The organism is Paeniglutamicibacter cryotolerans, assembly GCF_014190875.1.
GTDB classification, from domain to species: Bacteria; Actinomycetota; Actinomycetes; order Actinomycetales; family Micrococcaceae; genus Paeniglutamicibacter; species Paeniglutamicibacter cryotolerans.
The window spans coordinates 845,226-868,934 of sequence record NZ_JACHVS010000002.1 but is presented as its reverse complement, the minus strand read 5'-3'; the positions used below and the strand labels follow the sequence as shown (position 1 = coordinate 868,934).

Sequence of the window (23,709 nt, the reverse complement as noted above, 5' to 3'; positions counted from 1 at the left end):
GTGCTACTTCACGGCGGCCAGGCCGGTGCGGGCCATGGAATCCGAGTACGCGGCGTAGATTTCCTCGAGGTGGTTCTGCTGGCGTTCCGGGGAGCCGGCAAATGCGCGGCCGTCCAGCGACTTGACCTTGTAGGTCTTGAAGCCGCGGCGCCACAGCAACGGGTTCTGCGTCTTGAGCAGCTGCTCGGACAGGCGGTGGGCCTCGGTGCCATGGGCAATGAGAACCGAAGCGCGCGGGACGACCTTGAGCAAGCGCAGCAGCGGCTTCAGGCCGGAGGTGATCTGCCCCGGTTCGAACTTGCCGTTCGCCTCGCCCGGGGTGTGCCACGGGTGGACGTTCCACGGCATCAGGTACTCGGGGCGCAGGCCAAGCTGCCACTGCATGCCCAGCATGCGGGTGGCAGCTTCCTCGGAGCCGGCGTCGATGAAGCCGGTGTCGTTGGCGGTGCCGATGTTGGAAAACAGGCAGATGATGCGTGCCTCATCGACGTTGTGGACGGGGTCCACGTAGGAAATGCTGCTCTGCGGACGGAGGGCACCGGTCTCATCGACCAAGCGGTTAACGGGAGCAATGTGCTCCTCGTAGCGACGATCCCAAAGTGAGGGGGTGGCCTGATCCGGTGCGAGAGCTGTCATGAAGGTGTGTTTCTCCTGATCGTGCATCAAAAAGTGCACAGGCACGATGAACCGGCCCGTGAAAACATTGCGTGAAAGTGTGGGGGTATCGCCGATCAGATATGGACCGGTGTCGCGAGAGGCCGAAGGGGCCCGAACGTCCATCTCCAGCTTAGCGTGGATCCGTGGCAAAAAGTTCATTCGGGGTTCATTTGCCCGTGGTGATGATCGGCACATCGGCCCCCCGATCCATAGTCCAAACGATAGCTTTGACCAATGAATGAACGCCTCTGGCCCGGCTGGATCGCCATCCTGTTCGGATGCCTCTTTTTGCTCGTTACCGGGATCTACCTGCTCGCCCTGCAATACCGCAGGTACGGGCGCCTCTCCTGGGGCCGCTCCATCGGAACCACGGGCGTGGTGGTCTACCTCTTCGCGCTCGGTGCTTACACAATGCTCCCGCTGCCGGCCAGCCGCGGCGATTTCTGTGCCACGCAGGGGCATCGTGGTTTCCAGAAGGAACCGCTCAACTTCCTGCACGAGATCCAGGCAGATCTTTCCGGCCCCATGGGCGCGATCCTGCGGGACCCGGCATTCGTGCAGGTGGCACTGAACGTGTTGCTGTTCATCCCACTGGGGCTCTTTGCGGTCCGCTGGCTCAAGTCCGGCTTTCTCGGGGCCCTGGCGCTGGGGGCCCTGGCCACCGTGGCCATTGAGATGACCCAATACACCGGGGTGTGGGGCCTGTTCGGTTGCGCCTATCGGTTCGCCGACGTCGATGACCTGATGGCGAACTTCATCGGAGCCCTCATCGGGGCCGTGCTGGCCTATCTGCCCGTGTTCGCCTGGCTGGGCGGTCCGGCCCGGAACGCCGAGGAGCTCGGTCCGCGTCCACTGACCCGGCCGCGCCGCTTGCTGGGCATGGTGTTCGATGTCGCTTTCCTGCAGCTGGTCTGGCTGCTGGTTGCCGGTATCCAGATGGCGGGCGAGGCCCTGGGCTTCGGCGTTGCCGGTCATCCCTTGCTGTTCTGGGCCTATCTGCTCGCCCCGGCTGCGGCTGTGGTCTTCGCCCCCGGACTGGGACGGACCCGGGCCTCGTGGGGCCAGCGCTGTGTCTGGATCGGCGCCGTCTCCGGCGACGGGGCCTCGGCGGGCTCCGGCCGGACCTTGCTGCGTGCTTTGCTCGGTGCCGGCGGCTTCTCCATGGCCTGGAACCTCTCGGTCCTCATGCCCGGAACAGGCCTCGGCGGTGCGGGTGCCGGCATCGGGCTGTTGCTACTGGTCGCGGCCGTCATTTCGGTGCTCCTGGACCCGCGTGCCTTGGGAGTTTCGATCCGCCTGAGCGGTCTCTCGATGGCCGACTTGAGGGTCCCTGCCGGACCGGCCAGGATGAATCGGATCCGGAGCAACGCGTAGAATCCTCTAGGTGCGCACCTGCGCCGGACCCCCTGCGGTACCGAAACAGGGCACCGCTTTGCCCGCTTTTTCCCCACCATTGAGGCAGCCCCCAAGATGCTCGAAAAACTTCCGAACGAACCGCACAAGACAGTGCTCGGCACGGCCGTGGCAGCCACCGTCCTGATCGCCATCGGCGCCTTCGTGCTGTCCTTCGCCGCACTGACCGACCTGGCCCAGCGTTCGGGCATTGAGGCCAACCTCGCCTGGATCTGGCCGATCATCGTCGACGGCATGATCGTCGCTGCGACGGTGGCCATCGTCGCCCTGAACGGGCACAGCCGACGCGCGATGATCTATCCCTGGGCGCTGCTCTTCTTCGGCGCCATCGTCTCGACGGCAGCCAACTCCGTGCATGCCATTCTCTCGGTGGACAAGATGGCCTCCGATATCCCGCCGCTCGTTTCGGCGCTGGTTGCCGCGATGCCTCCGGTCGTGCTGCTCGCCATCACCCACCTCACGGTGCACATGTACCAAAAGCGGGCCGAGGCGGCCGAGCTGCGCGCCATCCGCGACCACGACGAGGAAGCAGTCGCCGGGGAGAAGTACGGCGTTGCCTACGATGACGGTTGGGCCGCCGCCATGGACGATGCCCAGGCCGCCGCCGATGCGGCTCGGGTCGAGCACACCGAGGAACTGTCCCGGCTGCGGGCGGAGCAGGCCGTAGCAGCGAAGCACGCGGCAACCAAACAGCAGGTGGCAGCAGTAGTGAGCGCCGCGCCTGTCAAGGCCAAGGCCACCGGAACGCTTCCGGCAGCCAAGGTGTCGACCGCTGGCGGCACCAACGAAACGGCTCCGTTGTACGACGAGGCCATGCAGGCGCTGGACGGCGAAAAGGTGACCGGTCGCGCCTAGTGGCCGGGTCCACACCGGATTGACGGTTTGACTTGGTATCGTGAGTTCTCCGTGACCAGATTCACCGCCGGAGGATAATTAGTGGGAACCCTGTGGGAAACACTTGACGAACGATTGCGCCCCGATGTGGTGGCAAGCACCGAAATGTACGCCCGGGTGCGCCCCGTGCTCGACGCCCTGAGCGAGTCCATGCGCAGCAGGATCGGAGACCTGTTCGATGGCTCGGACGTGCATCCGCTGTTCGTCACGGCCCGGGCCAAAACGGTCGAGTCCTTTCGGGAGAAGGCCTCGAGGATGCTGGTGCCGGCTGATGGGGAGTCGGTGCCGCAGCTTGAATTCCCGGCACCGCTACGTGAGATCCATGACCTGGTGGGGGTCAGGGTGATCGTGAAGCTGCCACACGAGATCCGCGATGCTGCCAACCTGATCAAGCGGCGCCGCTCCGACTTCGATTGCCGTTCGGACCGGGAGAAGGACATCGGCTCGGTCGAATCCGGAACCTACGGCTACTCCAGCCGACACCTGATCCTGCGCACTCGCGGCGATGACCGGGCCAGGGACTTCCAAGCATCCCTGGGCGGTGCCGTTCCGGTCAACGGCAATTTCGTGTTCGAGGTGCAGATCCGCACCGTACTCTCCCATGCCTGGAGTGAAATCGAACACGACATCCGCTTCAAAAACACCGAACCGCGGGCCTGGAGCCCGCACACCGACCGCCAGTTCACCGCCACCGCTGCGATGCTCGAGGCCGTGGAGGACCAGTTCTCCCAGATCCACGAACGGTTCCAGACGGTCAGCGGTTACTGGGATGCCGAGGGCGAGGGGGCGGTGGCATTGGATCCGGATCGGATCCGGCAGATCTGGCAGACCCTGCTGCCGCACGTTGACCGCAAGTCCGACGACGATTGGGGCTGGGCCGGCGAACTGCTGGCCGCCCATTCGGTGGTCACGACGCTGGAATTCGCCAGGCTGCTTCAGTCCGATGTCATCACCAGCGTCCGCGCGGCACTGGACCACCGCTATTCGCCGGGTCCAGACCGCCTGCTCGATGACGTGTTGCTTTGGCACTTCGGCACGCGGCACATCGAACTCACGGCGGGAGGGGACAGGCAGCGCGCCGATTCCCTGCGCCGTCGCCTGCGCCAGATGGAGGGCTATCGCGCGGCCAAGTGACGGATCACACGCCTGCGTTGGTGCCGGGCCCCGGTAGACTGGATAGGTTGCCTATGTGCAACCACCAACATTTCCTTCGAAAGGGTCACCGTGATTTCCATTGCCGATTTGGAGCTCCGCGCCGGAGCACGCCTACTCATGGAGGGCGTGAGCTTCAGGATCGACAAGGGCGACAAGATCGGCCTCGTCGGCCGTAACGGCGCCGGCAAGACCACGATGACCCGCGTGCTGGCGGGAGAATCGCTGCCCGCCGGCGGCACCGTCACCACCAGCGGAACCATCGGCTACCTGCCCCAGGATCCGCGCACCCCGAACATGGAGCAGCTGGCCCGAGACCGCATCCTCTCCGCTCGCGGCCTGGACATCGTCGTCGGCAAGCTCAAGAAGTGCCACGAGGACATGGCCTCCGAGGATCCGGCGGTCGCCGCCAAGGCCATGCGCCAGTACGACCGCATCGAGGCCGAGTTCATCGCCGGTGGCGGTTACGCTGCCGAGTCCGAGGCCGCCGCGATCTCGAACAACCTCTCGCTGCCTGAGCGCCTGCTCAACCAGCCGCTGTCCACCCTCTCCGGCGGCCAGCGCCGCCGCGTGGAGCTGGCCCGCATCCTGTATGCGGATGCCGAAACGCTGCTACTCGATGAGCCCACCAACCACCTCGATGCCGACTCGATCACCTGGCTGCGCGGCTTCCTCGCCAACCATCAAGGTGGTCTGCTGGTGATCTCGCACGATACCTCGCTGCTCGAGGCCACGGTCAACAAGGTCATCCACCTCGATGCCAACCGCGCCACCATGGACGTCTATAACCTGGGCTGGAAGCGCTACCTGCAGCAGCGTGAAACCGATGAGCGCGCACGTAAGCGCGAACGCGCCAATACGGAGAAGAAGGCAACGACCCTGCTGGCCCAGGCCAACAAGATGAAGGCCCGTGCCTCCGGCGCATCCGCCGCCCAGTCGATGCTCAAGCGCGTGGACCGCCTCATGGGCGGGCTGGACGACGTCCGCGTCGCCGACCGCGTCGCGGCGCTGCGCTTCCCGGACCCGGCACCGTGTGGCAAGACCCCGCTCATGGCCGAGGGCCTGTCCAAGTCCTACGGCTCGCTCGAGATCTTCACCGACGTGTCGTTGGCGATCGACCGCGGATCCAAGGTGGTCATCCTGGGCCTGAACGGTGCCGGTAAGACCACGCTGCTGCGGATGCTCGCCGGAGTGTCCGAACCTGACACCGGGGAACTGATCCCGGGCCATGGCTTGAAGATCGGCTACTTCGCCCAGGAGCACGACACCCTGGACGTGGAGCGTTCGGTGCTGGAAAACATGCGTTCGGCCGCTCCGAGCCGCATGGGCGATGCCGAGGTGCGCGGCATCCTCGGTTCGTTCATGTTCAATGGCGACGACGTGAACAAGCCGGCGGGCGTGCTCTCCGGCGGCGAGAAGACGCGTCTGGCCCTGGCAACCATCGTGGCCTCCAGCGCCAACGTGCTGCTGCTCGATGAGCCCACCAACAACCTGGACCCGGCCTCGCGTGCCGAGATCCTTTCCGCGTTGTCCAACTTCCCCGGTGCCGTGGTCATGGTGTCCCACGACGAAGGCGCCGTGTCGGCGCTGAACCCGGACCGTGTCGTGCTGCTGCCCGATGGCGACGAGGACCTCTGGAACGACGACTACCTGGAACTGGTCACGCTGGCCTAATAACCAGCACCCCGCAACCACCAGACGAAGGGGCTCCGGTGCCGCGCATCACGCGCGGTACCGGGGCCCCTTCGGCATGGGGGGCGTGAACGGGGCCGGAGGGGTCGGCCCGGAAGCTCACGACAGGAGATTCCGCCACTAGACGCGGAACCATGAACCATCGTCCCACTAGCCAGGGTTATCAGACCGGCCACCGGTGTCATGAGTGAGGTAGCAGGCACGACTCCTGATTCTCCGCTTGTCGAGCGGCTTCGTGCGGCTTTTGCACCTGAACCGCGGCATTCGGTATCCTTTACACGCATCGGGTCAGGGAGCGTTTGACGTAGCACCGGATTTCCCTAGCGGGGTCGCTAAAGAAGTGCCCCGGTCAGTCCACGTTTGCCCTTCGGACTGACCCGGAAATTGCGCCACTCATGTCCCGCTGAGGTTCCTCTTGCGACGAATTGAAATCCAAGCGAACCAACCCTAAAAAGTCACCAGTTGCCAGAGACACAGGAAAACCCGCCGTAGCTCAAGGTCAATCTAGAGCGCAGGTTAATTCGCCGCTGCTCGTCATACGTTCTTCCTCCTCTGCATTCGGTTGGCACCTTTCAGCGTATGAAAAGTGCAAATATCATTCTCCGCCAGCCCGCAAAAGGCGAAGCGAGCACAGCGGCCGACACCCGGATACATGAATTCGGAGGATGGGCAAGAATCCATAAGAATGTCTTAATCTTCAATACGTAGCCGAACTGTACATCTAGGAAAATGGGCTGTGAATGCAATGATTTCAGGCCGGATCGCTACCCTACCTCAGGCTAGTTGTGCTTCGTTTCCGGGTTGCCCGTAGGCCGAACGCCAAAGCGATTCCCCACGCGAGAAAAATCGGGTCCCACAGGTAGGCGTGGCCGATCATGCCCGGGAGGTCGTAGCCGGAAGGATCGCCGATCAGCCCGGCGAGTACAAGGTTGCCGACGATTGTGTTCAATCCGCCCCAGAGGACTAGGACTAGTGCACCCAGCCAGGATATCCCGCGAGTAAGCGGATCGGCTGGCCACCCTCGACGGGCCAGCAGGACTGGTGCCAGGGCAGCGACGAGCTTAACGATGGCGACCAGAATGAGAAGCCACTCTTTCCCACGAAAGGTTTCCAGCAGGCTGCTTCCCAGCGTCCAGACGAGCCAGGTACCGCCCGCGGCCCAGTAGAGGCTGAAACCCGCGTGAATACCTCCGAGACACGCGCCGATGAGAAAGCCTCGATGCGCCGTGTAGGCCGCGGCGGCGTCATCGTTCGTTGATTGCATTTACTCATCCTTGTCGACAAGTTGTTTGCGCCCGTACCGATACCGCCCCGACACGCCCCTCTCGAAACGTCGGGCCGCCCGTAGATCGTTCCCCAATTGGTAAGGCCAAAAGTCCGGGATGCACCATTGCACGGCGTCTGGCGTTGCTGACGAGAAGACTGGGATTTGAAGTTTGATCTGTGGACGATCTACGGGCGGTCCAATGCATTGTTGGTATTGAGTTTTTGTCGGCGCTCGGAAAACTTAGTCAGTGCGAGGGTGACGACCAGCCCAAGGCCAGCCGATAGAGTCCAGCGAATCAGCATGGGAATATCTGTGTATTTGTCCAATGCGATGTTTACGGCAAGAACGAAAACGATACTCGCGATGACGATCAGGTTGGGACGCATGTCCTTGAGGATGTCAGTTGGATCGCGTTGGGGTCAACAAGGACCGACCCGCACCTCTCGTTTCCGGGACGCTGCCGATTCCGGGGCAGAGGGCTCGCCCTGTGGCCAGGCACATACAAAGATTACCGAGGTTCGGTGAGGAGCAGGGGCGTCATTTTGCTGGTGTCGTGAACGTGGGCAAACAGGGAACTATCGGTTTGCGCAGGGCACGGAGCACATTGATGAGTCACAGAGTGTGACATATCAACAATCCTTATCAACCCAGCTCAAAAGGCATAAGGCCATGGGATAGGCTAAGAGGACGAGTGATGGCATCTGACTTGGGGTCAGATGCCGTTGAAGAAAATTTCTTATGGGGGAGATATTTTTGACAGACGAGGCAGAGCTTAAGCGGGACCATGACGTGCCGGGTCGCGTTGGACGGCATACGGCTGGCAACGGCTGCCCGGCGGCACCAGGAATTTGTCATTATCCGGCGGGTATGGCAAGGATGGCAGGACCGTGCTCGGTCCTCTACCCGGTGCGTTACCGTCGAAGGATGGTCGCCGTCAGCATCAACAGGGTGGAAGCGATCCTGACTCGGGTTTCCTTTGTCATTGCGACGATTTTACGTCGGCTGATCCACCAGCCGGAAGCCGGACCCAAGGACTGGTTCGAGACCGCCAGATACCAGAAGGTGCCCGGCTACCTGTCATCTTCCGTGTTGAGGTACCTCAACGGAGGACAGGGCGCACGCCGTTTCCCCGACGCCGCTCGGGTTCAAGGCTTCCACCCGCGATCTGAGCCCTGGCGCGAGGGGAGGACGGCATGTCCCACGACCCACGGCCAATGCCGCTCCCGGGTACCTGGTGAACCCCGAAATCAACGCTTGGTCCACCTAGCGCTGCCGGGCCGCGCGGCGGCTGGGTCGGTACGTACAAGGTGAGGACGCTCGAGGTAGACGTATCGAAGCCCACCAGTGCTGTGCAGCAGCGGTACCAAGACCCCGGCCCCGAGGCCGGACTGATCCACGTGAGAAACAGCTGTGAGCTCGGCACCGATTCTTCCCCGCGGTGGGGCTGGACAGGGCCTTCCTCTTGGATGCGGTTCACGGAGGATCGCGTGCTGGAAATCGGTTTCTTCCCGGGCACCACGCTGAACGTGGCCATGTTCGTGGAGATGCAGCAGCAGTACTTCGCCCGGAACCACGAGGCGGATGCCCCCGTGTTCGTTGATGTTTCCGGACTAGATGGAGTGGCGGGCGGAGTCGCGGAACGCTTCAGCCATGGCGTCGCGCGAAACCGTGTAGCTCTCTTGGGTTCGGGTCCGACCGATCGGGTTTTGGCACGCTTCTTAATGGGCAAGCTGGGCCAGAAACACCACTGCGCGTATTTTGAACGATACGCCACGGCCCGAGACCACGTGTTGAACTGTAACTGAGGATCTTCAGGAACTGACGTATCGGTGCGCCGGCAGGACCTGGCCGGATACCTCATTTTCATGCCGCGAACCGAAATTACGTGGAACAGGACAAAGTAATGATGAAGTCCCTGGATGTGAGCCATCCGGAAACGGGCCCTGGCTGAGAGCTCTTGGCCGGGGCGGCCCATGAATACGGCGTGGTGGTTGGCGCGAAGGGCCAGGGGGAGTACCCGGTGGGGCAGGGAAGCGCAGGTGAATCAGCTTCCGGGGCGGCCCTTGTCCTCGACGGCATCGAGATATGCGTCCTCCAGTGCCTCATCGGTCAGTGAGCCGTCGCGACGGCGGGTCTTGCGCTGACGCGGGGCGCGGTAGGCCGAATGGTCGACCTCGATGCCGCTGGCGACGGCGGCCTCCTCGACTTCCTTGTCTTCGCGGTTGAGCCGTGCCTGCTGCTTGGCCGCATAGCCGAGCCCGAAGAAGGCAAGCAGGCCGAAGGTGAACCACTGGAAGGCGTAGGAGAGATGGGAGCCCTCGTCCGCTTCTGGCTTCTCAATCTGATCCGGTGCCGTGGCCGCCGCGGGGGATTCGGTGGCCATTAGGCCGTAGGCGCCCAGATGAATGGGGTAGTCGAGCAGCTGCGCCATAGCGGGCAGCTCGATGGAGGCCAGCTGGCCGGCAGGCGCTCCGCGACTCACCTTGGGTTCGCCGGACTTCAGCCGCACCACGATCTGCACGGTTCCCGACTGGGGAGCTGGCACCACATCCGGATTACCTGCGTGTTCGTTGCCGATCGGCAACCAGCCGCGGTTGACGATGACCGTCCCTCCGTCCTTCACATGGAACGGAACCAGGACCTCGTAGCCGGGGTTGCCCGAGCGCGGACGGTTGCGCACGATGACCGTGTCATCGATGGCGTATTTGCCGGTCAGGGCGACCTGGGTCCACTTGCCGTCCTCGGGCAGGTGGTCCAAGAGTGGTGCGGCCTGCGCATAGGTAAGGGGAGCCGCGTCGTAGTTGACTTGGACGTGGCGGATTTCCTCCTTCACCCCGGCAAGGCGGTCCATCTGCCAGCGGCCGAGGAAGACGCACCCGGCGGCGAAAACGCAGGCGATCAGGAGCCAGCCGAGCCAGCGGGTACTGGCCAAGAAACGATACACGGGTGCTAGTTCTCCTCGGTGGCGCCAGGGGCGCCGATGGGTTCCAATGGCAGCCGTTCCTTGAACAGGCCACGTTCGGTCAAATAGTTTTCCAACCACGGGGCATGCTCGTCGCAGCCCAACCAGGTCTTTCGCCGCTCGGGGGAGTGGATGCGCGGGTTGTTCCATTCGAGGCGCCACGTCGCTTGCATGCGGCAGCCCTTACGCGAACAGAGTGGCGTTTCCGGGCCCTCGATGCCGGCCAGCTGATCGAACAGACTCATGCTGCGCCCCCGTCGGCGGCAGCGGGGCCGTGGGGCCCGTGCTGCTGGCCGCGGTGCGGCTTATGCGGATTCTCTTCCAGGTCCTCCAGCAGCAGCCCCTCCAGGACGATGCCCTCAACGGGGTCGTCTTCCTCGCGCAGGGGCGAGTCCTCGGCCGGGCCTGCGGACGCCCCGGAACCATCGGGCGTGTCCGGGTTCGCGGGATCGGCAGCAGTGGAGCTGCCGGCCGGGCCCAGCGAGTTGCGGGGACCCCCGTCATTCATCCAGGATGCCTCGCCGCGCTTCGAATGATCCGCTCCACCATTCGCCAAGACCACGGCGATGTAGGGCAGGACGGCTGCGCCGGCAAAAAGTGCCCAGCGCAGCCACCCGTCAAAGATGAACGCGGCGATGAAGCAGGCCAAGCGCACCGACATCGAGATCGTGTACTTGACCATGCGCGAGTGCATGTCTGCGGAACGCGACTCGTCTGCGTCCGTAATGCGGTGGACTTTTGGCCCGTGGGGCTGCTGCATGACCTGGCTGATTCTTTGGCTGAGGGCTGTGTTTCGTTCCATTCTCTCACCGACCTACCCTCGGCACGAATCGGGGCGCAGGGACCGGGGTAAATCATGTAGTTGGCCAGTTGACCGATACGATGGCAAGCAAAACCCCGAGCTATTCGTACCTGGAGGAATCATGTCCGAAATCCCTACCTACACTCCCCGCAGCATCCTCGTCACCGGTGGAAACCGCGGCATCGGCCTGGCCATTGCCCGTGCCTTCGCCGAACAGGGCGATAATGTGGCCATCACCTACCGTTCGGGCGAGGTGCCCGAGGGCCTGCTCGGCGTGAAGGCCGACGTGACCGACGCCGCGTCCATCGATGCGGCCTTCACCGAGGTCGAGGCGGCCCACGGCCCCGTCGAGGTGCTTGTCGCCAACGCCGGCGTCACCCGCGACACGCTGCTGATGCGCATGAGCGAAGAGGACTTCACCTCCGTTATCGACACCAATCTCACCGGTGCCTTCCGTGTGATCAAGCGCGCGTCCAAGGGCATGATCAAGCTGCGTCGCGGTCGCATTGTGCTGATCTCCTCCGTCGTGGGACTCTATGGATCCCCGGGCCAGATCAACTATGCCGCTTCGAAGGCCGGCCTGGTCGGTATGGCCCGATCGCTGACCCGCGAGCTTGGTTCCCGTGGAATCACCGCCAACGTCGTGGCTCCGGGCTTCATCAACACCGAGATGACCGCCGCGCTGCCCGAGGCGACGCAGAAGGGCTACCTGGATTCCATTCCGGCCAAGCGCTTCGCCGAGGCCGATGAAGTTGCCAAGGTAGTGCGCTGGATCGCCGGTCCCGAGGCCGGTTACATTTCCGGTGCCGTCATCCCCGTTGACGGTGGATTGGGCATGGGCCACTAACGCAACCATATACATGTCGGCGGGGTGGGGAGCGGGTTCAACCGCACTTCCCACCCCGTAGTATTGTGCGCCCGGAATCGGTTGGGGCCACCCTGCGCCGAGCGCGAGGTGGCCGGGGGAGCGGTCCTGCGCGGATTTTCTGCCATAGCAGCAACGGTGCCGTTTGTCGGACATCGATAGCGGACAAACCCCTGCTTTCATAGGGGTCCGTCCGGATTTTGAGTAGGCCGACCCCGAGATGGCATGACCAGGTTTCCCTGTGCATAATCCTTGTATTATTATAAATCTAGGTAAATTTTTGAGTTAGTTAACTTTTCAACCCGCACACCTCGAATGCCTAGCGCACCTCTACTGAAAGCAAAGACGTCGGGTTGATCTGGGGGAGCTGGTTCTGCACCGGCATGGGAATATGCCTAGAAACGTGGGCGTGAATCCACGCCCGGTTCCCGCGATGGCGCCGTCAGCGGGTCCGGGGCAATAAACTGTGATCAATTGCCGGCAGGGAACGGGTGCGGCCGCACTGCGTATCTGCCGGGCACATACCGGAAGAAGAGCAAACCATGGATTCGTTGAAGGGCCGCCTGCGCGCCGACATGACCTCCCACCTGAAGGCCGGGAACAAGGTTGAGCTGATGACCGTGCGCAACCTGCTCGGTGAGATCAATACCCGTGAAAAGGGCGGCAAGGTCCCCGTAGAGCTCGATGACGCCGCAGTGCTCTCGCTGCTCCAGAAGGAAGCCGCCCGCCGCCGCGAAACAGCCGTCACCTACGTCGAGGCCGGCCAGGAGGACAGGGCCGCAACAGAGAGTCGCGAAGCAGAGATCATCGAGGCTTACCTTCCCGCCGCATTGACCGAGGACGAGGCGAAGGCCATCGTTGCTCGGGCCGTGGCCACGCTGCGTGCCGATGGCGCGGAGCTGGGCATGCGCCAGATGGGTTCGGTCATGAAGCTGGTCACCGAGGAGGTTGCCGGTCGCTTTGACGGCAAGGCCTTGAGCAACATGGTCCGCGCCGCCATCGCCTGATCCAATGTGGTGCCGGGGCGCGTGAAGCGCCGCGCTGGCTTAGACTTTTTGGAGGATTCCTACAAGAGTCGATGTGCCAGCCTGCTGGCAGGATTGAAGCAAGCGTCCAGTTTTTTGTTTGGACACGCCAACTGCCGGCATTCCGGCAGGGGTTCAATGATTTTCACGTTGTGATGCACAAGGAGTTTTAATGACCGATCTCACGGGTAAGTCCGCGATCGTCACCGGGTCCTCCCGGGGTATTGGCGCCGAGGTGGCAAAGGTCCTTGCTGCGCAGGGTGCCGGGGTAGTGATCAACTACCGCCAGAAGGCACCACGTGCCAACAAGGTAGTCCAGGGGATCGTGGATGCCGGTGGCCGCGCCGTGGCAATCGGTGCCGACCTGACCACGGCCGAGGGCTCCGCCGCGCTGATCGATGCGGCACTGGAGAACTTCGGTTCACTCGACATCCTGGTCCTGAACGCCTCAGGCGGCATGGAAACCGGTCTGGGCGAAGACTACGCTCTGCGCCTGAACCGCGACGCGCAGGTGAACATGCTCGAGGCTGCCGCACAGAAGATGCCGGCCGGCTCCCGCGTGGTCTTCGTGACCAGCCACCAGGCCCATTTCATCGACCAGGTAGCGACCATGGATGCCTACGAGCCGGTGGCCCGCTCCAAGCGCGCCGGTGAAGTGGCACTGCGCGAACGCATTCCGGCACTTGAGGCCAAAGGCATCTCCCTGGTCGTCGTCTCCGGCGACATGATCGAGGGCACGATCACCGCGACGCTGCTTGACCGTGTCGAGCCCGGCGCCATTGCCGCGCGTCGGGAGGCAGCAGGACGCCTCTACTCCGTGGTGGAGTTCGGCGCCGAAGTTGCCGCGATGGTCTGCGCCGATGTTCCCACCGGCCACACCGAATACGTCGGTGGAGCCGAGGACTTCCTCCGCGCCACCTCCTAGTCCCCGCGGTTGCGGTGTCCAGGGGCAACTCCGTGACGGCAACCGGTAGGACAATCCGAAAGACCTTCTCCGTGGGTACCTGCCCCGGTGGAGGTCTTTCGTGCTTCCGGGCTATCGACTGCGCATTCTCGGGGCCGGTCACCCGGTGAACCGCGATTACGGCGCAGCCGTAGCGGTTCGTGCTCCCACTGATCCCAGACGTGGGCGAGCCATCCGACTTTGCGCCAGATGGCGAAGATCGCCGGTCCGGCCTCCGGCTCCATTCCCGATACGAGGGTGGGGGCTCCAAGAGCCAGATCAAAATTCGGTCCCTGCCCTGCCGTTACCCCACGGTGCCTGTGAGCTGCCGTACCGCCGTGGAGTCGGCGTCCGCACCCGGCATCTGCTCCAGCAGGCTCAGCAGCATGTCCACGCGCGGATCCGTCCCCTCACAGATCGGATGTCCGAAGGCCGTCAACGTCCCGGTCCTTGCCAGGTGCAGCGAAACTGCCTGCTCCACCGGCCGCTCCAGGGCGTCCTCAATCAACCTGCGGGCCTCGATGCTTGCTGATCGGTGGAATGGCCCGCCGAAGGCATCGAGGGCGGCGCTCAACGGCAACCTTTTCAGGTGGATCACCCGAGTCCCAGAAGAATGCAATGGCTTCCTCGAGCGATGTCGTGGAGGCCAGGACCATCAGCGGTTGACCCTGTCTCACCGGCCTCCCACCGCTGGTGCGGGCCGTGGAAACTTCTTCGACATCCAGGGGATCGAACCACGACTTGCCCTTCTGGAACTGTGCGCGGCGGAGCTGCCCCGGGTGACATAGACATAAAGGGACGCGGGCTTGATGCCGAGCCGGCTGGCCGCCTGCTCGCTATTGAGGAACCCCGCCGTGTTGACGGAAGCGTTGATCGGACCCCGTACCCAATCTGTATTGATTGAATCAATATCCGCTTGTCGGTTAGCAATGTACGTGCGGATCATTGAACCATGGACGGCATCACGCAGACAGGCAGAAACCTGGCAGCCCGAGCCTGGGAGGCGCTTGGAGAGGATCCGGCCCTCTTGACATGGGTCATGGCCGATGGCCAGCCCGCCCATCTGCCGAGCCCGTGGCCGTCGGGAATGCTGGCTACGGCAAGCCTCAGGGTGGCGGCCGCGCAGGGCGCACTCATCGGCCGACGTCCCGGTTCATCGGGCGCATATGACCCGACGGCGCTGCCGGTACTGCTGATCGACCCGGAACCGCATCGTCGTCTCCTTTTCAAGCGACAAGATGTACCGCTGGAACGGCGAAGCTGTCAACGCGTTTGCTGCGCTGTCCAGGTTATGAAGGGCGGCTGACGGTTGGGTACGCACGCACGCCAATTATCCCCATCACCGGTTGCGGCTGTTGGTGCTACTGGGGCTTCGCTATGGTGCCGAACCCCGTGCGGTGGCAGCGGTGCTCGAACGGCGCGCCCAACCCCAGGCGCTGGCGGTTGCCAGCGAACCACTCAACGGCATTCGTCGGTTTCCCGAGGCCGAGCCTCGTCCGCTCCCTGGGGCCGGACCATTGTCGTTGTCGGGGATCCGTGTGCTTGCCCTGAAGTGGGTGATTACCGGACCCGTCGCTGATCGGACCCTGACAGCACATGGTGAGCGGACAGGATAAGCACTCTTGTTCCTTGGACCTTGCAGACGCCCCTACCGAGCCGTGTTTCGTGGTCTGCCCGACCGCGCGGACGTGTTGGTCGCCGGATACCGTCCGGCCAGCCTGGATCGCTTCGGTCTTTCCACCCCAGAACTGGCGACCACCCAGCCCGGGCTCGTGCTGGGAAGGATCATTGCCTGGGGTGCCTGCGGCTTGACCCACGACAGGCCCGAATGGGTGCATGCGTAGTGGAAACCGGGGCGACGGGCAGGACGGGGCGGTTAAACGCTGCCGCCGCCGGCGCCCTCCAGTGGGGGAGGGTGCCGGCGGCGGCGGTGCGATCCATAGGCGTTACGGCTTCTTGCCGCAGACCACCTTGTTCCAAGGCTGGTAGGTCCAGCTCAGCGTCTCGGTCGGCAGCGTCTTGTCCGCCGAGCTGCGGTTCCGCGTGACCTTGATCGAGAACCCTTGCTTGCCACCGCTTTCGGGCACGCATTTGGACGCGGGGTTGTACTCGGTGCGCGGCTTGGTGAAGTTGTACTTCGCCCCCGTCGAGGTCTTGACGTCCCAGTATTTGGTGCTCCACAGGCGGGTGTTGACCTTGCCCCCGCCGACCCAGGCCTCGATCATGACGGCGTAGGGGGTGTTGTTCTTCCACTTCATGTCGACCTGGCCCTCCCAGAGGGTCGCCTCGCGGCCCGCGGGGTAGCGGTCGAACCAGCGGCTGTGCGGTTTGTGCGTGATGTCGTCATATCCTGCAAGATGCCCGACGTTGAACATCTGCGTGGAGACCTGTGAGAGCCCGCCGCCGACCGCCTCGGTGGCGAAGCCGTTGACGACGACACCCGATCCGAAGTAGCCGTTCGCGGTGGTGATCGGGCCGAAGGCCTTTTCCAGGGAGAAAGTCTCGCCGGGCATGACCACGAGGCCGTTTAGCCGGGAGGTGCCGGCCAACAGGTTCTTGGTGCGCACCGTATCGGATGCCGGGTACGGCGTGGAGAAGGTGACTATCGCATCCTTCACGCCCAGAGCCTTGGCCTTCTCCGTGGTCAGTTCCGGCTCCACAGTAGTCAGTGCGACCTTAACCGTGCGTTCTTGGGTGTTCGACGCGGCAACGATCTTCTCGGCAAGGCCCTGGGTGTCCACGGCCTTGCCGGTTTCGGATGGGGTGATGGCGGGCTTGCCGCCGGTCAGGACGAACTTCGCATCCTTCGCCGAGGACTTGAAGTCCGGGTTGGCTTCGAGCAGAGCTGCATCCACTCTTTCCGGGTCAAGGACCAGTTGGATCTTCGGTCCGTCGATCTTGAACGACGCCGCGGAAGCCAACTGGGAGGGGCTCAGCGATGCCGTTGCCGTACCGTCTGTGACCTTGACCGGTCCGGCGACCAACGGTTCGGCCTGGTCCTTCAGCGCGGCATTGAAAGCGTCGGCCGAGACGGCTGGATCTTCGGTGGTCGTGGGAAGCGATATCGTCTCGGCGGCGTCGAACCAGCCCTTGGCCACGGTATCGACGGATTCATCGACGTTGACGGCTACGCCGATGACCGGCTTGGAGAGCTTGGCGGTGGTGCCGTCGAAGGAAAGTGCGCCCTCCTTGACTTTCGTCAGCAGCTTCGGGGCCTTGGCCTTCAGCGCTTCCTGCAGCTTGGCGCGGTCCACATCGAATACCGGTTCGGGGCTGAACTGGCCGGTGGCGCGTTCGTACATGATGAAGGGGTTCAGGTTGAAACCGGTCAGCCCCTCGAGCGAGGCATCGAGATCCAGGCTCAAGCCCGCCGCCCGGGGATCCAGTTCCGCGGTCTTCGATCCGGCCTGCACGGTGATCGGCTTGCTCGCCAGCGGGGTGAGCTTCTGTTCAAGCACCAGCTTGGCGGCATCCTTACCCAGTCCGCCGACGTTGACACCGTGAACAGTGGTTCCACCGGGGATCTGGGATCCCAGGTACCAGGCCCCGGCTCCGTAGATACCGCAGGCAAGCACGACGGATGCGCCGGCAATCAGCCAGCCCCGGCTCGTGCCACGATCCTTGTGGCGGTCGCCACGATCCCGTTTGGACTCGAGGGAGCCGTTCACTTCAGTTTCCAAGCTTGTGCGTCACTTCCAGTAGTGGTGCGGACAACGGCACCGGTAGTTCGGGCGCATTCATCGGGCGCCTCATGCATCGTACCCCCGCAAAATGGGCGGGGACCGTGTTTTTCCTGCAATTTGGCCAATCGTTATCCGATGCTGACAAGGTCGGCGATGATATCGAGCCGCGGTAGTTCGATTGTGGCCCCCGCGGCGGCCTTCAGTGCCGGTTTGGCATTGAACGCCACACCGAGGCCCGCCGCACACACCATGTCCAGGTCGTTGGCGCCATCGCCCGCGGCGATGGTGTGCTCGATGTCGATGTCCAGCGAGGCGGCCCACTCGCGCAGTTTCGTTTCCTTCATGGCCCGGTCCACCACTGGCCCGTTCACCAGGCCAGTCAGAACGCCGTCCTCGACGCCCAAGTCGTTGGCCAGGGCGAAATCCAGTCCGAGCTCGGCCGCCAGCGGGTCGAGCACCTGCTGGAAACCGCCGGAGACCACGCCGACATAATGGCCGGCCGCCTTGAATGCGGCAACCAGCTCGCGGGCGCCGTCGGAGAGTTCGATCGCGGAGCGGACTTCGTCGATCACACCCGCCGGGAGCCCGGCCAGGGTCTTGACCCGTGCATGCAGCGACTGGGCGAAGTCCAGCTCCCCGCGCATGGCCGCCTCCGTCACCGCCGCAACCTCGGCACCGCGCCCGGCATGGGCTGCCAGCAGCTCGATGACTTCCTGCTTGATCAGCGTGGAATCCACGTCCATGACCAGCAGCTTGCGTTCGGCGTAGACCAGCGCCGCGGGGACGACGGCCAGCGAACCTCCGAGCAGGTGGCCCGATTCATGGCGCAGCGCACCGAATTCAACAGACCTCTGGGCTACCAGGCCACGCAGCTGCGCGACATCGGCACCGCGGACGGCCCACCGGCCACCGGTGCGCCCGACGCCGGAGAATGCCTGTTCCTCTTCGATGCCGATGCCGGCCTCCTGGAGCAGGGCCCGCAGCCCGAGGGGTTCGATCAAGGTCGCCGAGCCGGAATAGAACACGATAAAAGCGGAAGTTTGCATAATTGCCATTCTCCCGTGGTAGGCCCGTCGCCAACGAATCGGTGCCCTCCCATTGCGCCCGGCCAACGGCTCCGTGACGCCGTCGCACTGCGTGCCGCGGTGCCGGATGGGGCGCGCTATGCGCGGGCACGGATGTGAAATCGGTTGTAAAGGCCGCTTCGTTTGGTCGATTTGCCCCCTACTGGCCTAGTGTTTTACCCATGAATGAAGTGTTGGGAATGGCCGGCGTAAACGTCGTGCGCGGACGCAAGCGTCTGCTGAATGAAGTCGACTGGCAGGTCAAAGAAGGAGAGCGGTGGGTCGTGCTCGGCCCCAATGGCGCCGGCAAGACGACGCTGCTGCAGATCGCCGGAGCCCGGATGCACCCGACCTCCGGCGTCGCCGGCATCCTCGGCGAGGTCATGGGGGCGGTCGACGTCTTCGAACTGCGCCCCCGGATCGGCTTGTCCTCCGCCGCACTGGCCAGCCATATTCCCGAAAACGAAACGGTACTGAACGTCGTGGTGACGGCCTCCTACGGGATGACCGGCCGCTGGCGCGAGAAGTACGACCAGATGGACGAGCGCCGTGCCTTCGCGCTGCTGCACGAGTGGGGCATGTCCACCATGATCAACCGTCCTTTCGCCTCCCTCTCCGAGGGTGAGCGCAAGCGAGTGCAGATCGCCCGTGCGCTGATGACCGATCCCGAGCTCCTCCTGCTCGACGAGCCCGGTGCCGGACTGGACTTGGGCGGTCGCGAGGACCTGGTGCACCGGCTCAGCGAACTCGCTGCAGACGAGGATTCCCCGGCCATGGTCTTGGTCACCCACCACCTCGAGGAGGTTCCGCCGGGCTTCACCCACGCGCTTCTGCTGCGCGCGGGAGCCGTGGTCGCGGCCGGCCCGATCGCCGAAACGCTGACCGAGGAAAACCTGAGCACCGCCTTCGGCACCCCGTTGTCCGTCACCTCGGCCAACGGCCGCTATACGGCCGTCGCCGGCCCCCGGGCGTAGGTTTCCCCGCCCGACAATGGATCTGCTCGAATTCTGGCGCGAAGCGCTCATCTTCTTTGCCGGACTCTGGGCCGGCACGATTAACACGATCGTGGGCTCCGGTTCGCTGGTGACCTTCCCGGTGCTGGTGGCACTGGGGTACGCGCCGGTCAACGCGGTCATCTCCAACGCCATGGGCCTGGTCGCCGGGGGCTTCTCCGGCGCTTGGGGCTACCGCCGCGAGGCGCGCACCATGAGTTGGACCCTGCTGCGGTTGATACCGGTCTCGCTGCTGGGCGGCCTGCTGGGCGCCTACCTGCTGCTGCACCTGCCCGACACCGTCTTTGGCTACGTGGCACCGATATTGATAGTGGTGGCGCTGCTCCTGGTGATCTTCCAACCACGGCTCTCGGCCTGGGCCAAGGGCAGGGGTGCCACCCTGGTGACCAATCCGGACGATGTCGATGCAATGAAGCTGCCTCCGGTGCTCTACGTGTTGGTCTTCCTGATCGGCATCTACGGTGGCTACTTCACCGCAGCACAGGGCATCCTGCTCATGGCGGTGTTTGGGATCTTCCTGCATTCGACGCTGCAGCAGTCCAATGCAGTGAAGGTGATCCTGTCCCTCGTGGTGAACCTGGTGGCTGCTGCGTCCTATCTGATCTTCGCGTTCGACCGGATCGACTGGATGGTCGTGCTGCTGATCGCCGTGGGCTCGCTCATCGGTGGATTCATTGGAGCCAAGGTCGGGCGCAAGCTCTCCCCGGGCTGGCTGCGACTGGTCATCGTCGTCCTGGGCCTAATCGCGCTGGCCAACATGCTCGCCAAGTTGTTCTGATCCCCATGCCACTGATCAAGCTCGAAACCGCTGCCGATCCCCGGGTCGCCGACTACGTGGCGCTCTCGGACGCCGCGTTGCGCCAGCGCACCGATCCGGCCCAGGGCCTCTACATCGCCGAGGGTTCCAAGGTCCTGCGCCGGGCCCTTGGGGCCGGCCACGTCCCGCGTTCCTTCTTCCTAGCCGAGAAATGGATCGAGGGCCTCGCCGATGTCCTCGCCGAGTATCCCGATGTCCCCGCGTTCGTCGGCGCACCGGGCGTCCTGGATGCGGTAGCCGGATATCCGGTGCATCGCGGTGCACTGGCAGCCATGAACCGCCCCACACCACTCACCCTGGCCCACGTGCTGGCCGGTGCCCTCCGCGTGGCCGTGCTCGAGGACATGGTGGACCACGTAAACCTCGGCGCTATCTTCCGCTCAGCCGCCGCGCTGGGCATCGATGCCGTGCTGTTGACCCCGCGCGCCGCCGACCCGCTCTACCGCCGCGCGGTCAAGGTCAGCATGGGCGCCGTCTTCCAGGTTCCCTGGGCCCGGTTCGCTTCCTGGCCCGGCGGGCTTGCCGAGCTGAGGGAGGCCGGATTCCACATTGCCGCGCTTGAACTGACCGACGATGCCTCCACCATCACCGAGCTGGCTGCGGCCGGGCACGACAAGCTCGCCGTGGTGCTGGGCACCGAGGGTGACGGCGTCTCGGCCGCGGCCTTGGATGCGGCCGACGAGGCGGTGCTGATACCGATGCGCCCCGGCGTCGATTCGCTGAACGTCGCGGCCGCCTCCGCCGTCGCCTTCTGGGAACTGCGCGTCTGCTGAGGGGCTGGCCGCAGGTGCATGCCCGCCCTCCGGCGGTCCATGGCAACCCCCGGGGCTTGGTTATTTCACCCGCCTGCCCGGAGTCTCGACCCCCCTGTTTTTTATGAGCTCCGAGGCATATCGTTAACTATCGTTGTATATCGTTAGCGATCCATTGAGGTGAGCAAGATGCATGGTTCATATCCGGCGGGCGGTTTTGGAAGCCCCAATATTGACGGCATGTGGCAGGCGGTAGAGGAACTGCGGTCGCGGTTCGACAAGCGCTCCGGGACGCGTGCGGGCAGGGGAGAAGTGCGCTCCGCAGTGCTGGCGCTTCTCGCGGAACGCCCGATGCACGGATACCAGATCATCCACGAAATCGAGGAGCGCAGCGGGGGCAGCTGGAAGCCCAGTGCCGGCTCGGTCTACCCCACGTTGCAGCTCCTTGCCGACGAGGGGATCATCAGCGCCGAGGAGTCCAACGGCCGCAAAATCTACTCCCTGACCGAAGCGGGTCGTGAGGAGGTGGCGGGTGCCGATCCATCTACTCCATGGCAAAACGCGGGGCCTGGGTCGGGTACCGGGTTCGCTGCGTTGCCCAAGGCAGGCGTCGAACTGGCGCAAGCTGCGACCCAAGTGGGCCGCACAGGCTCGCCAGAGCAGGTGCAGGAGGCCGTGAAGGTGCTCAACGAGGCACGCCGTCAGCTGTACTCGATCCTCGCCCAGGAATGACGCAGGCGGAGTCCGTTTGGCGGGACCGGCCAGTTTCGCTGGCCGTCGCGGGGGATGCCCGCGCCCGATACCGTCGAATACTGCGCTTCGCCGCGTGGAATCTTGCGGTGACCTGGTGGTACGAGCTGTTCCTGCCCCGCATCGGGCTAGCCGGGATTGCCGAGCGCACCAGGGCAAGACGGATGAAGCGTTTCGCACAACGCTTCCGGGTGCTGGCCCTGGATCTGGGTGGCTTGATGATCAAGGTCGGACAATTTCTCTCTTCCCGGCTCGATGTCCTCCCTCCGGAGCTTACCGCCGAACTCGAGGGGCTGCAGGACGAGGTGCCGCCCGTCCCGTTCCCCGCGATTCGCGCCTTGGCCGAAGCCGAGCTCGGTGCGCCGCTGAGGATGGTGTTTGCCTCGGTCATGGAGGCTCCGGTTGCCGCGGCATCCCTTGGCCAGGCCCATCGTGCCCAGCTCCTTCCCGACGATGCCTCGGAGACCGGGCTCCAGGACGTGGTGCTCAAGGTCCAGCGCCCGGGCATCGGCGCGATTGTCGACGTCGATCTGGCCGCGTTGCGCAAGGTGGGCCGCTGGCTCAGTCATGTGCGACTGGTATCCGATCGTGTCGACATGCCCGCCCTGGTCGAGGAGTTCGCGCTGACCAGCCTCGAGGAGATCGACTACCTGCATGAGGCAGCCAACGCGGAGCGCTTTGCCTCCGATTTTGCTGGCGACGAGCGGGTAGCCGTGCCCCGCGTCGTCTGGGAGCGGAGCACACGTCGTGTACTCACCCTCGAAGACGTTACGGCCATCAAGATCACCGACACCAAGGCCCTGTTGGCGGCGGGCATCGATCCGGCGCTGGTTGCCCCCGTTTTCGCGTCCGTCATGTTCGACCAGTTGTTCACCAACGGCTTCTTCCATGCCGATCCGCACCCCGGAAACATCTTTGTCACGCCGGTTGCCGACCCTTCGCCCGATGTCCCGTGGAAGCTGACGTTCATCGACTTCGGCATGATGGGGGAGGTGGGGCCGGGGACGCGTAGTGGCCTGCGGAAACTGCTGATAGCCGCAGCCTCGAGGGATGGCAAGGGGCTGGTAGCGGCGATCAGCGAGGTTGGTGTCCTCGTCCCCAATGCGGACACTGCCGAGCTTGAGCGGGCGATGACGCACCTGTTCGCCCGGTTCGGTGGAATGGGTTTTGCCGAACTGCGTGATGTGGACCCACGGGAGTTCCGTGATTTTGCCGTGGAGTTCAGTGACGTGGTCCGTTCCCTGCCGTTCCAGCTGCCAGAGAACTTCCTGCTCATCATCCGGGCCATGTCGCTGACCTCCGGAGTGTGCAGTTCGCTGGATGAGCGTTTCAATCTCTGGGACTCGATTGAACCCTATGCGGCGCAGCTGCTGCGAGAGGAGCGAGGAAACCTCGTTCAGGATCTTGCCCGGGAGGTGTTCGATGTCGCGGGAGCCGCCCTGCGCCTGCCAAAACGCCTGGACGGACTTGTCACCCGCATCGAGGATGGTTCGCTCTCGGTAGCCAACCCGCGCCTCGAACGGCAACTGGCTCGGCTTGACCGAACCGTGCGGCGGTTGATGGCGGTCCTTCTCTTCGGGATCCTGCTCATCGCGGGTGCGACCGTGCGATCGGCCGACCCGGTGTTCGGCAACGTGCTGATGATCGCATCGGTGGTGCCGCTGCTGCTCGCACTGTTCTCGAGCCGTCGGCATTCCTGACTGGTTTCAGCATCGGCTTCCCCTGTTTCCCGGGAGTCGCGGCCGGAGCGCACAGCCGAGTCCAACTCATCGAGAAGATCTCCGGCAGGGGTGCCGATTCCCGCTTTATGACGAAGCCCCGTCATAATGGTCTGAGTCCTCGCGTCACCGTCGTGCTCTCACAAAGCATCTGGGCCGGACGTTTGGGACCGCCGGGCCCAGATCCAAGACTGTGGCTTGGTCTTGATCTAGCAGGACCACCAGCCAGGAAGTCAGACA

General features: G+C 64.1%; 23 protein-coding genes. 14 read left to right on the top strand and 9 right to left on the bottom strand.

All coding sequences use genetic code 11. The features are described 5' to 3' along the window. Window positions 1–3: 3 nt before the first annotated feature. On the bottom strand, window positions 4–636 hold the full coding sequence (locus tag E9229_RS17155) for a uracil-DNA glycosylase family protein (protein WP_183512868.1): 633 nt from the start codon (window positions 634–636) through the stop codon (window positions 4–6). Between the two features lie 255 nt (window positions 637–891). Here E9229_RS17155 and E9229_RS17150 point away from each other — a divergent pair, with 255 nt between their 5' ends. From E9229_RS17150 to E9229_RS17135, 4 genes are all read left to right on the top strand, one after another. Further along, a complete protein-coding gene (locus tag E9229_RS17150) occupies window positions 892–2,031 on the top strand; it encodes a VanZ family protein (RefSeq protein ID WP_183512867.1) in 1,140 nt (379 codons plus the stop codon). 96 nt (window positions 2,032–2,127) lie between these two features. Continuing rightward, on the top strand, window positions 2,128–2,925 hold the full coding sequence (locus E9229_RS17145) for a DUF2637 domain-containing protein (RefSeq protein WP_183512866.1): 798 nt from the start codon (window positions 2,128–2,130) through the stop codon (window positions 2,923–2,925). 81 nt (window positions 2,926–3,006) lie between these two features. Then, entirely contained in the window at window positions 3,007–4,098 is a 1,092-nt protein-coding gene (locus tag E9229_RS17140; protein ID WP_183512865.1) for a GTP pyrophosphokinase, read from the top strand. Window positions 4,099–4,236: 138 nt separating this feature from the next. Further along, the gene (locus E9229_RS17135) at window positions 4,237–5,790 is read left to right on the top strand and encodes an ABC-F family ATP-binding cassette domain-containing protein (RefSeq protein WP_221184766.1); all 1,554 of its coding nucleotides are present in this window, start codon (window positions 4,237–4,239) and stop codon (window positions 5,788–5,790) included. A gap of 787 nt (window positions 5,791–6,577) precedes the next feature. Here the strand turns inward: E9229_RS17135 and E9229_RS17130 are convergent. After that, window positions 6,578–7,072 carry a DUF3995 domain-containing protein gene (locus E9229_RS17130; protein ID WP_183512863.1) on the bottom strand — a complete coding sequence of 165 codons (495 nt, stop codon included), beginning with the start codon at window positions 7,070–7,072 and terminating at the stop codon, window positions 6,578–6,580. 188 nt (window positions 7,073–7,260) lie between these two features. After that, window positions 7,261–7,461 (bottom strand): hypothetical protein, encoded by a 201-nt coding sequence (locus E9229_RS17125; RefSeq protein ID WP_183512862.1) that lies wholly within the window; start codon window positions 7,459–7,461, stop codon window positions 7,261–7,263. A gap of 1,101 nt (window positions 7,462–8,562) precedes the next feature. Between E9229_RS17125 and E9229_RS17120 the strand changes: the two genes are divergently transcribed. Next, a complete protein-coding gene (locus tag E9229_RS17120) occupies window positions 8,563–8,880 on the top strand; it encodes a hypothetical protein (protein ID WP_183512861.1) in 318 nt (105 codons plus the stop codon). A 239-nt stretch (window positions 8,881–9,119) separates the two neighbouring features. Here the strand turns inward: E9229_RS17120 and E9229_RS17115 are convergent, their stop codons facing one another. From E9229_RS17115 to E9229_RS17105, 3 genes are read right to left on the bottom strand one after another with little or no spacing between them, the layout of a single operon-like run. Beyond that, window positions 9,120–10,019, bottom strand: coding sequence for an SURF1 family cytochrome oxidase biogenesis protein (locus E9229_RS17115; protein WP_183512859.1), 900 nt, complete (start codon window positions 10,017–10,019; stop codon window positions 9,120–9,122). A gap of 5 nt (window positions 10,020–10,024) precedes the next feature. After that, window positions 10,025–10,282: a hypothetical protein gene (locus tag E9229_RS17110; RefSeq protein ID WP_183512858.1), complete on the bottom strand. Its 258-nt coding sequence runs from the start codon at window positions 10,280–10,282 to the stop codon at window positions 10,025–10,027. Continuing rightward, the gene (locus E9229_RS17105; protein WP_183512857.1) at window positions 10,279–10,797 is read right to left on the bottom strand and encodes a DUF3099 domain-containing protein; all 519 of its coding nucleotides are present in this window, start codon (window positions 10,795–10,797) and stop codon (window positions 10,279–10,281) included. The genes E9229_RS17110 and E9229_RS17105 overlap by 4 nt, the downstream gene beginning before the upstream one ends. A 163-nt stretch (window positions 10,798–10,960) precedes the next feature. Here E9229_RS17105 and fabG point away from each other — a divergent pair, with 163 nt between their 5' ends. From fabG to E9229_RS17090, 3 genes are all read left to right on the top strand, one after another. Continuing rightward, the gene (gene fabG, locus E9229_RS17100; protein WP_183512856.1) at window positions 10,961–11,686 is read left to right on the top strand and encodes a beta-ketoacyl-ACP reductase; all 726 of its coding nucleotides are present in this window, start codon (window positions 10,961–10,963) and stop codon (window positions 11,684–11,686) included. A 560-nt stretch (window positions 11,687–12,246) separates the two neighbouring features. After that, window positions 12,247–12,711, top strand: coding sequence for a GatB/YqeY domain-containing protein (locus tag E9229_RS17095; protein WP_183512854.1), 465 nt, complete (start codon window positions 12,247–12,249; stop codon window positions 12,709–12,711). A gap of 190 nt (window positions 12,712–12,901) precedes the next feature. After that, the gene (locus E9229_RS17090) at window positions 12,902–13,654 is read left to right on the top strand and encodes an SDR family oxidoreductase (protein WP_183512853.1); all 753 of its coding nucleotides are present in this window, start codon (window positions 12,902–12,904) and stop codon (window positions 13,652–13,654) included. Between the two features lie 322 nt (window positions 13,655–13,976). On the opposite strand, the gene E9229_RS19740 is transcribed toward E9229_RS17090, so the two are convergent. Further along, on the bottom strand, window positions 13,977–14,246 hold the full coding sequence (locus E9229_RS19740) for a citrate/2-methylcitrate synthase (protein WP_183512852.1): 270 nt from the start codon (window positions 14,244–14,246) through the stop codon (window positions 13,977–13,979). Window positions 14,247–15,294: 1,048 nt separating this feature from the next. Here E9229_RS19740 and E9229_RS17075 point away from each other — a divergent pair. Continuing rightward, window positions 15,295–15,516, top strand: coding sequence for a CoA transferase (locus E9229_RS17075; protein WP_183512851.1), 222 nt, complete (start codon window positions 15,295–15,297; stop codon window positions 15,514–15,516). A gap of 102 nt (window positions 15,517–15,618) precedes the next feature. Here the strand turns inward: E9229_RS17075 and E9229_RS17070 are convergent, their stop codons facing one another. Both E9229_RS17070 and serB read right to left on the bottom strand, forming a co-directional pair. Then, entirely contained in the window at window positions 15,619–17,340 is a 1,722-nt protein-coding gene (locus E9229_RS17070) for a VanW family protein (protein WP_183512850.1), read from the bottom strand. A gap of 143 nt (window positions 17,341–17,483) precedes the next feature. Beyond that, a complete protein-coding gene (gene serB, locus E9229_RS17065) occupies window positions 17,484–18,401 on the bottom strand; it encodes a phosphoserine phosphatase SerB (protein WP_183512848.1) in 918 nt (305 codons plus the stop codon). A gap of 200 nt (window positions 18,402–18,601) precedes the next feature. Between serB and E9229_RS17060 the strand changes: the two genes are divergently transcribed. The 5 genes from E9229_RS17060 to E9229_RS17040 all read left to right on the top strand — a co-directional run bounded on the left by E9229_RS17060 (window position 18,602) and on the right by E9229_RS17040 (window position 23,451). Next, window positions 18,602–19,393: an ABC transporter ATP-binding protein gene (locus tag E9229_RS17060; RefSeq protein ID WP_183512847.1), complete on the top strand. Its 792-nt coding sequence runs from the start codon at window positions 18,602–18,604 to the stop codon at window positions 19,391–19,393. A gap of 16 nt (window positions 19,394–19,409) precedes the next feature. After that, entirely contained in the window at window positions 19,410–20,210 is an 801-nt protein-coding gene (locus tag E9229_RS17055; protein ID WP_183512846.1) for a sulfite exporter TauE/SafE family protein, read from the top strand. Between the two features lie 5 nt (window positions 20,211–20,215). After that, the gene (locus E9229_RS17050) at window positions 20,216–21,022 is read left to right on the top strand and encodes a TrmH family RNA methyltransferase (RefSeq protein WP_183512845.1); all 807 of its coding nucleotides are present in this window, start codon (window positions 20,216–20,218) and stop codon (window positions 21,020–21,022) included. Between the two features lie 168 nt (window positions 21,023–21,190). Next, the gene (locus E9229_RS17045) at window positions 21,191–21,733 is read left to right on the top strand and encodes a PadR family transcriptional regulator (RefSeq protein WP_183513135.1); all 543 of its coding nucleotides are present in this window, start codon (window positions 21,191–21,193) and stop codon (window positions 21,731–21,733) included. Continuing rightward, window positions 21,730–23,451, top strand: a complete 1,722-nt coding sequence (locus E9229_RS17040; RefSeq protein WP_183512843.1) for an ABC1 kinase family protein — start codon at window positions 21,730–21,732, stop codon at window positions 23,449–23,451. The genes E9229_RS17045 and E9229_RS17040 overlap by 4 nt, the downstream gene beginning before the upstream one ends. Window positions 23,452–23,709: the final 258 nt, after the last annotated feature.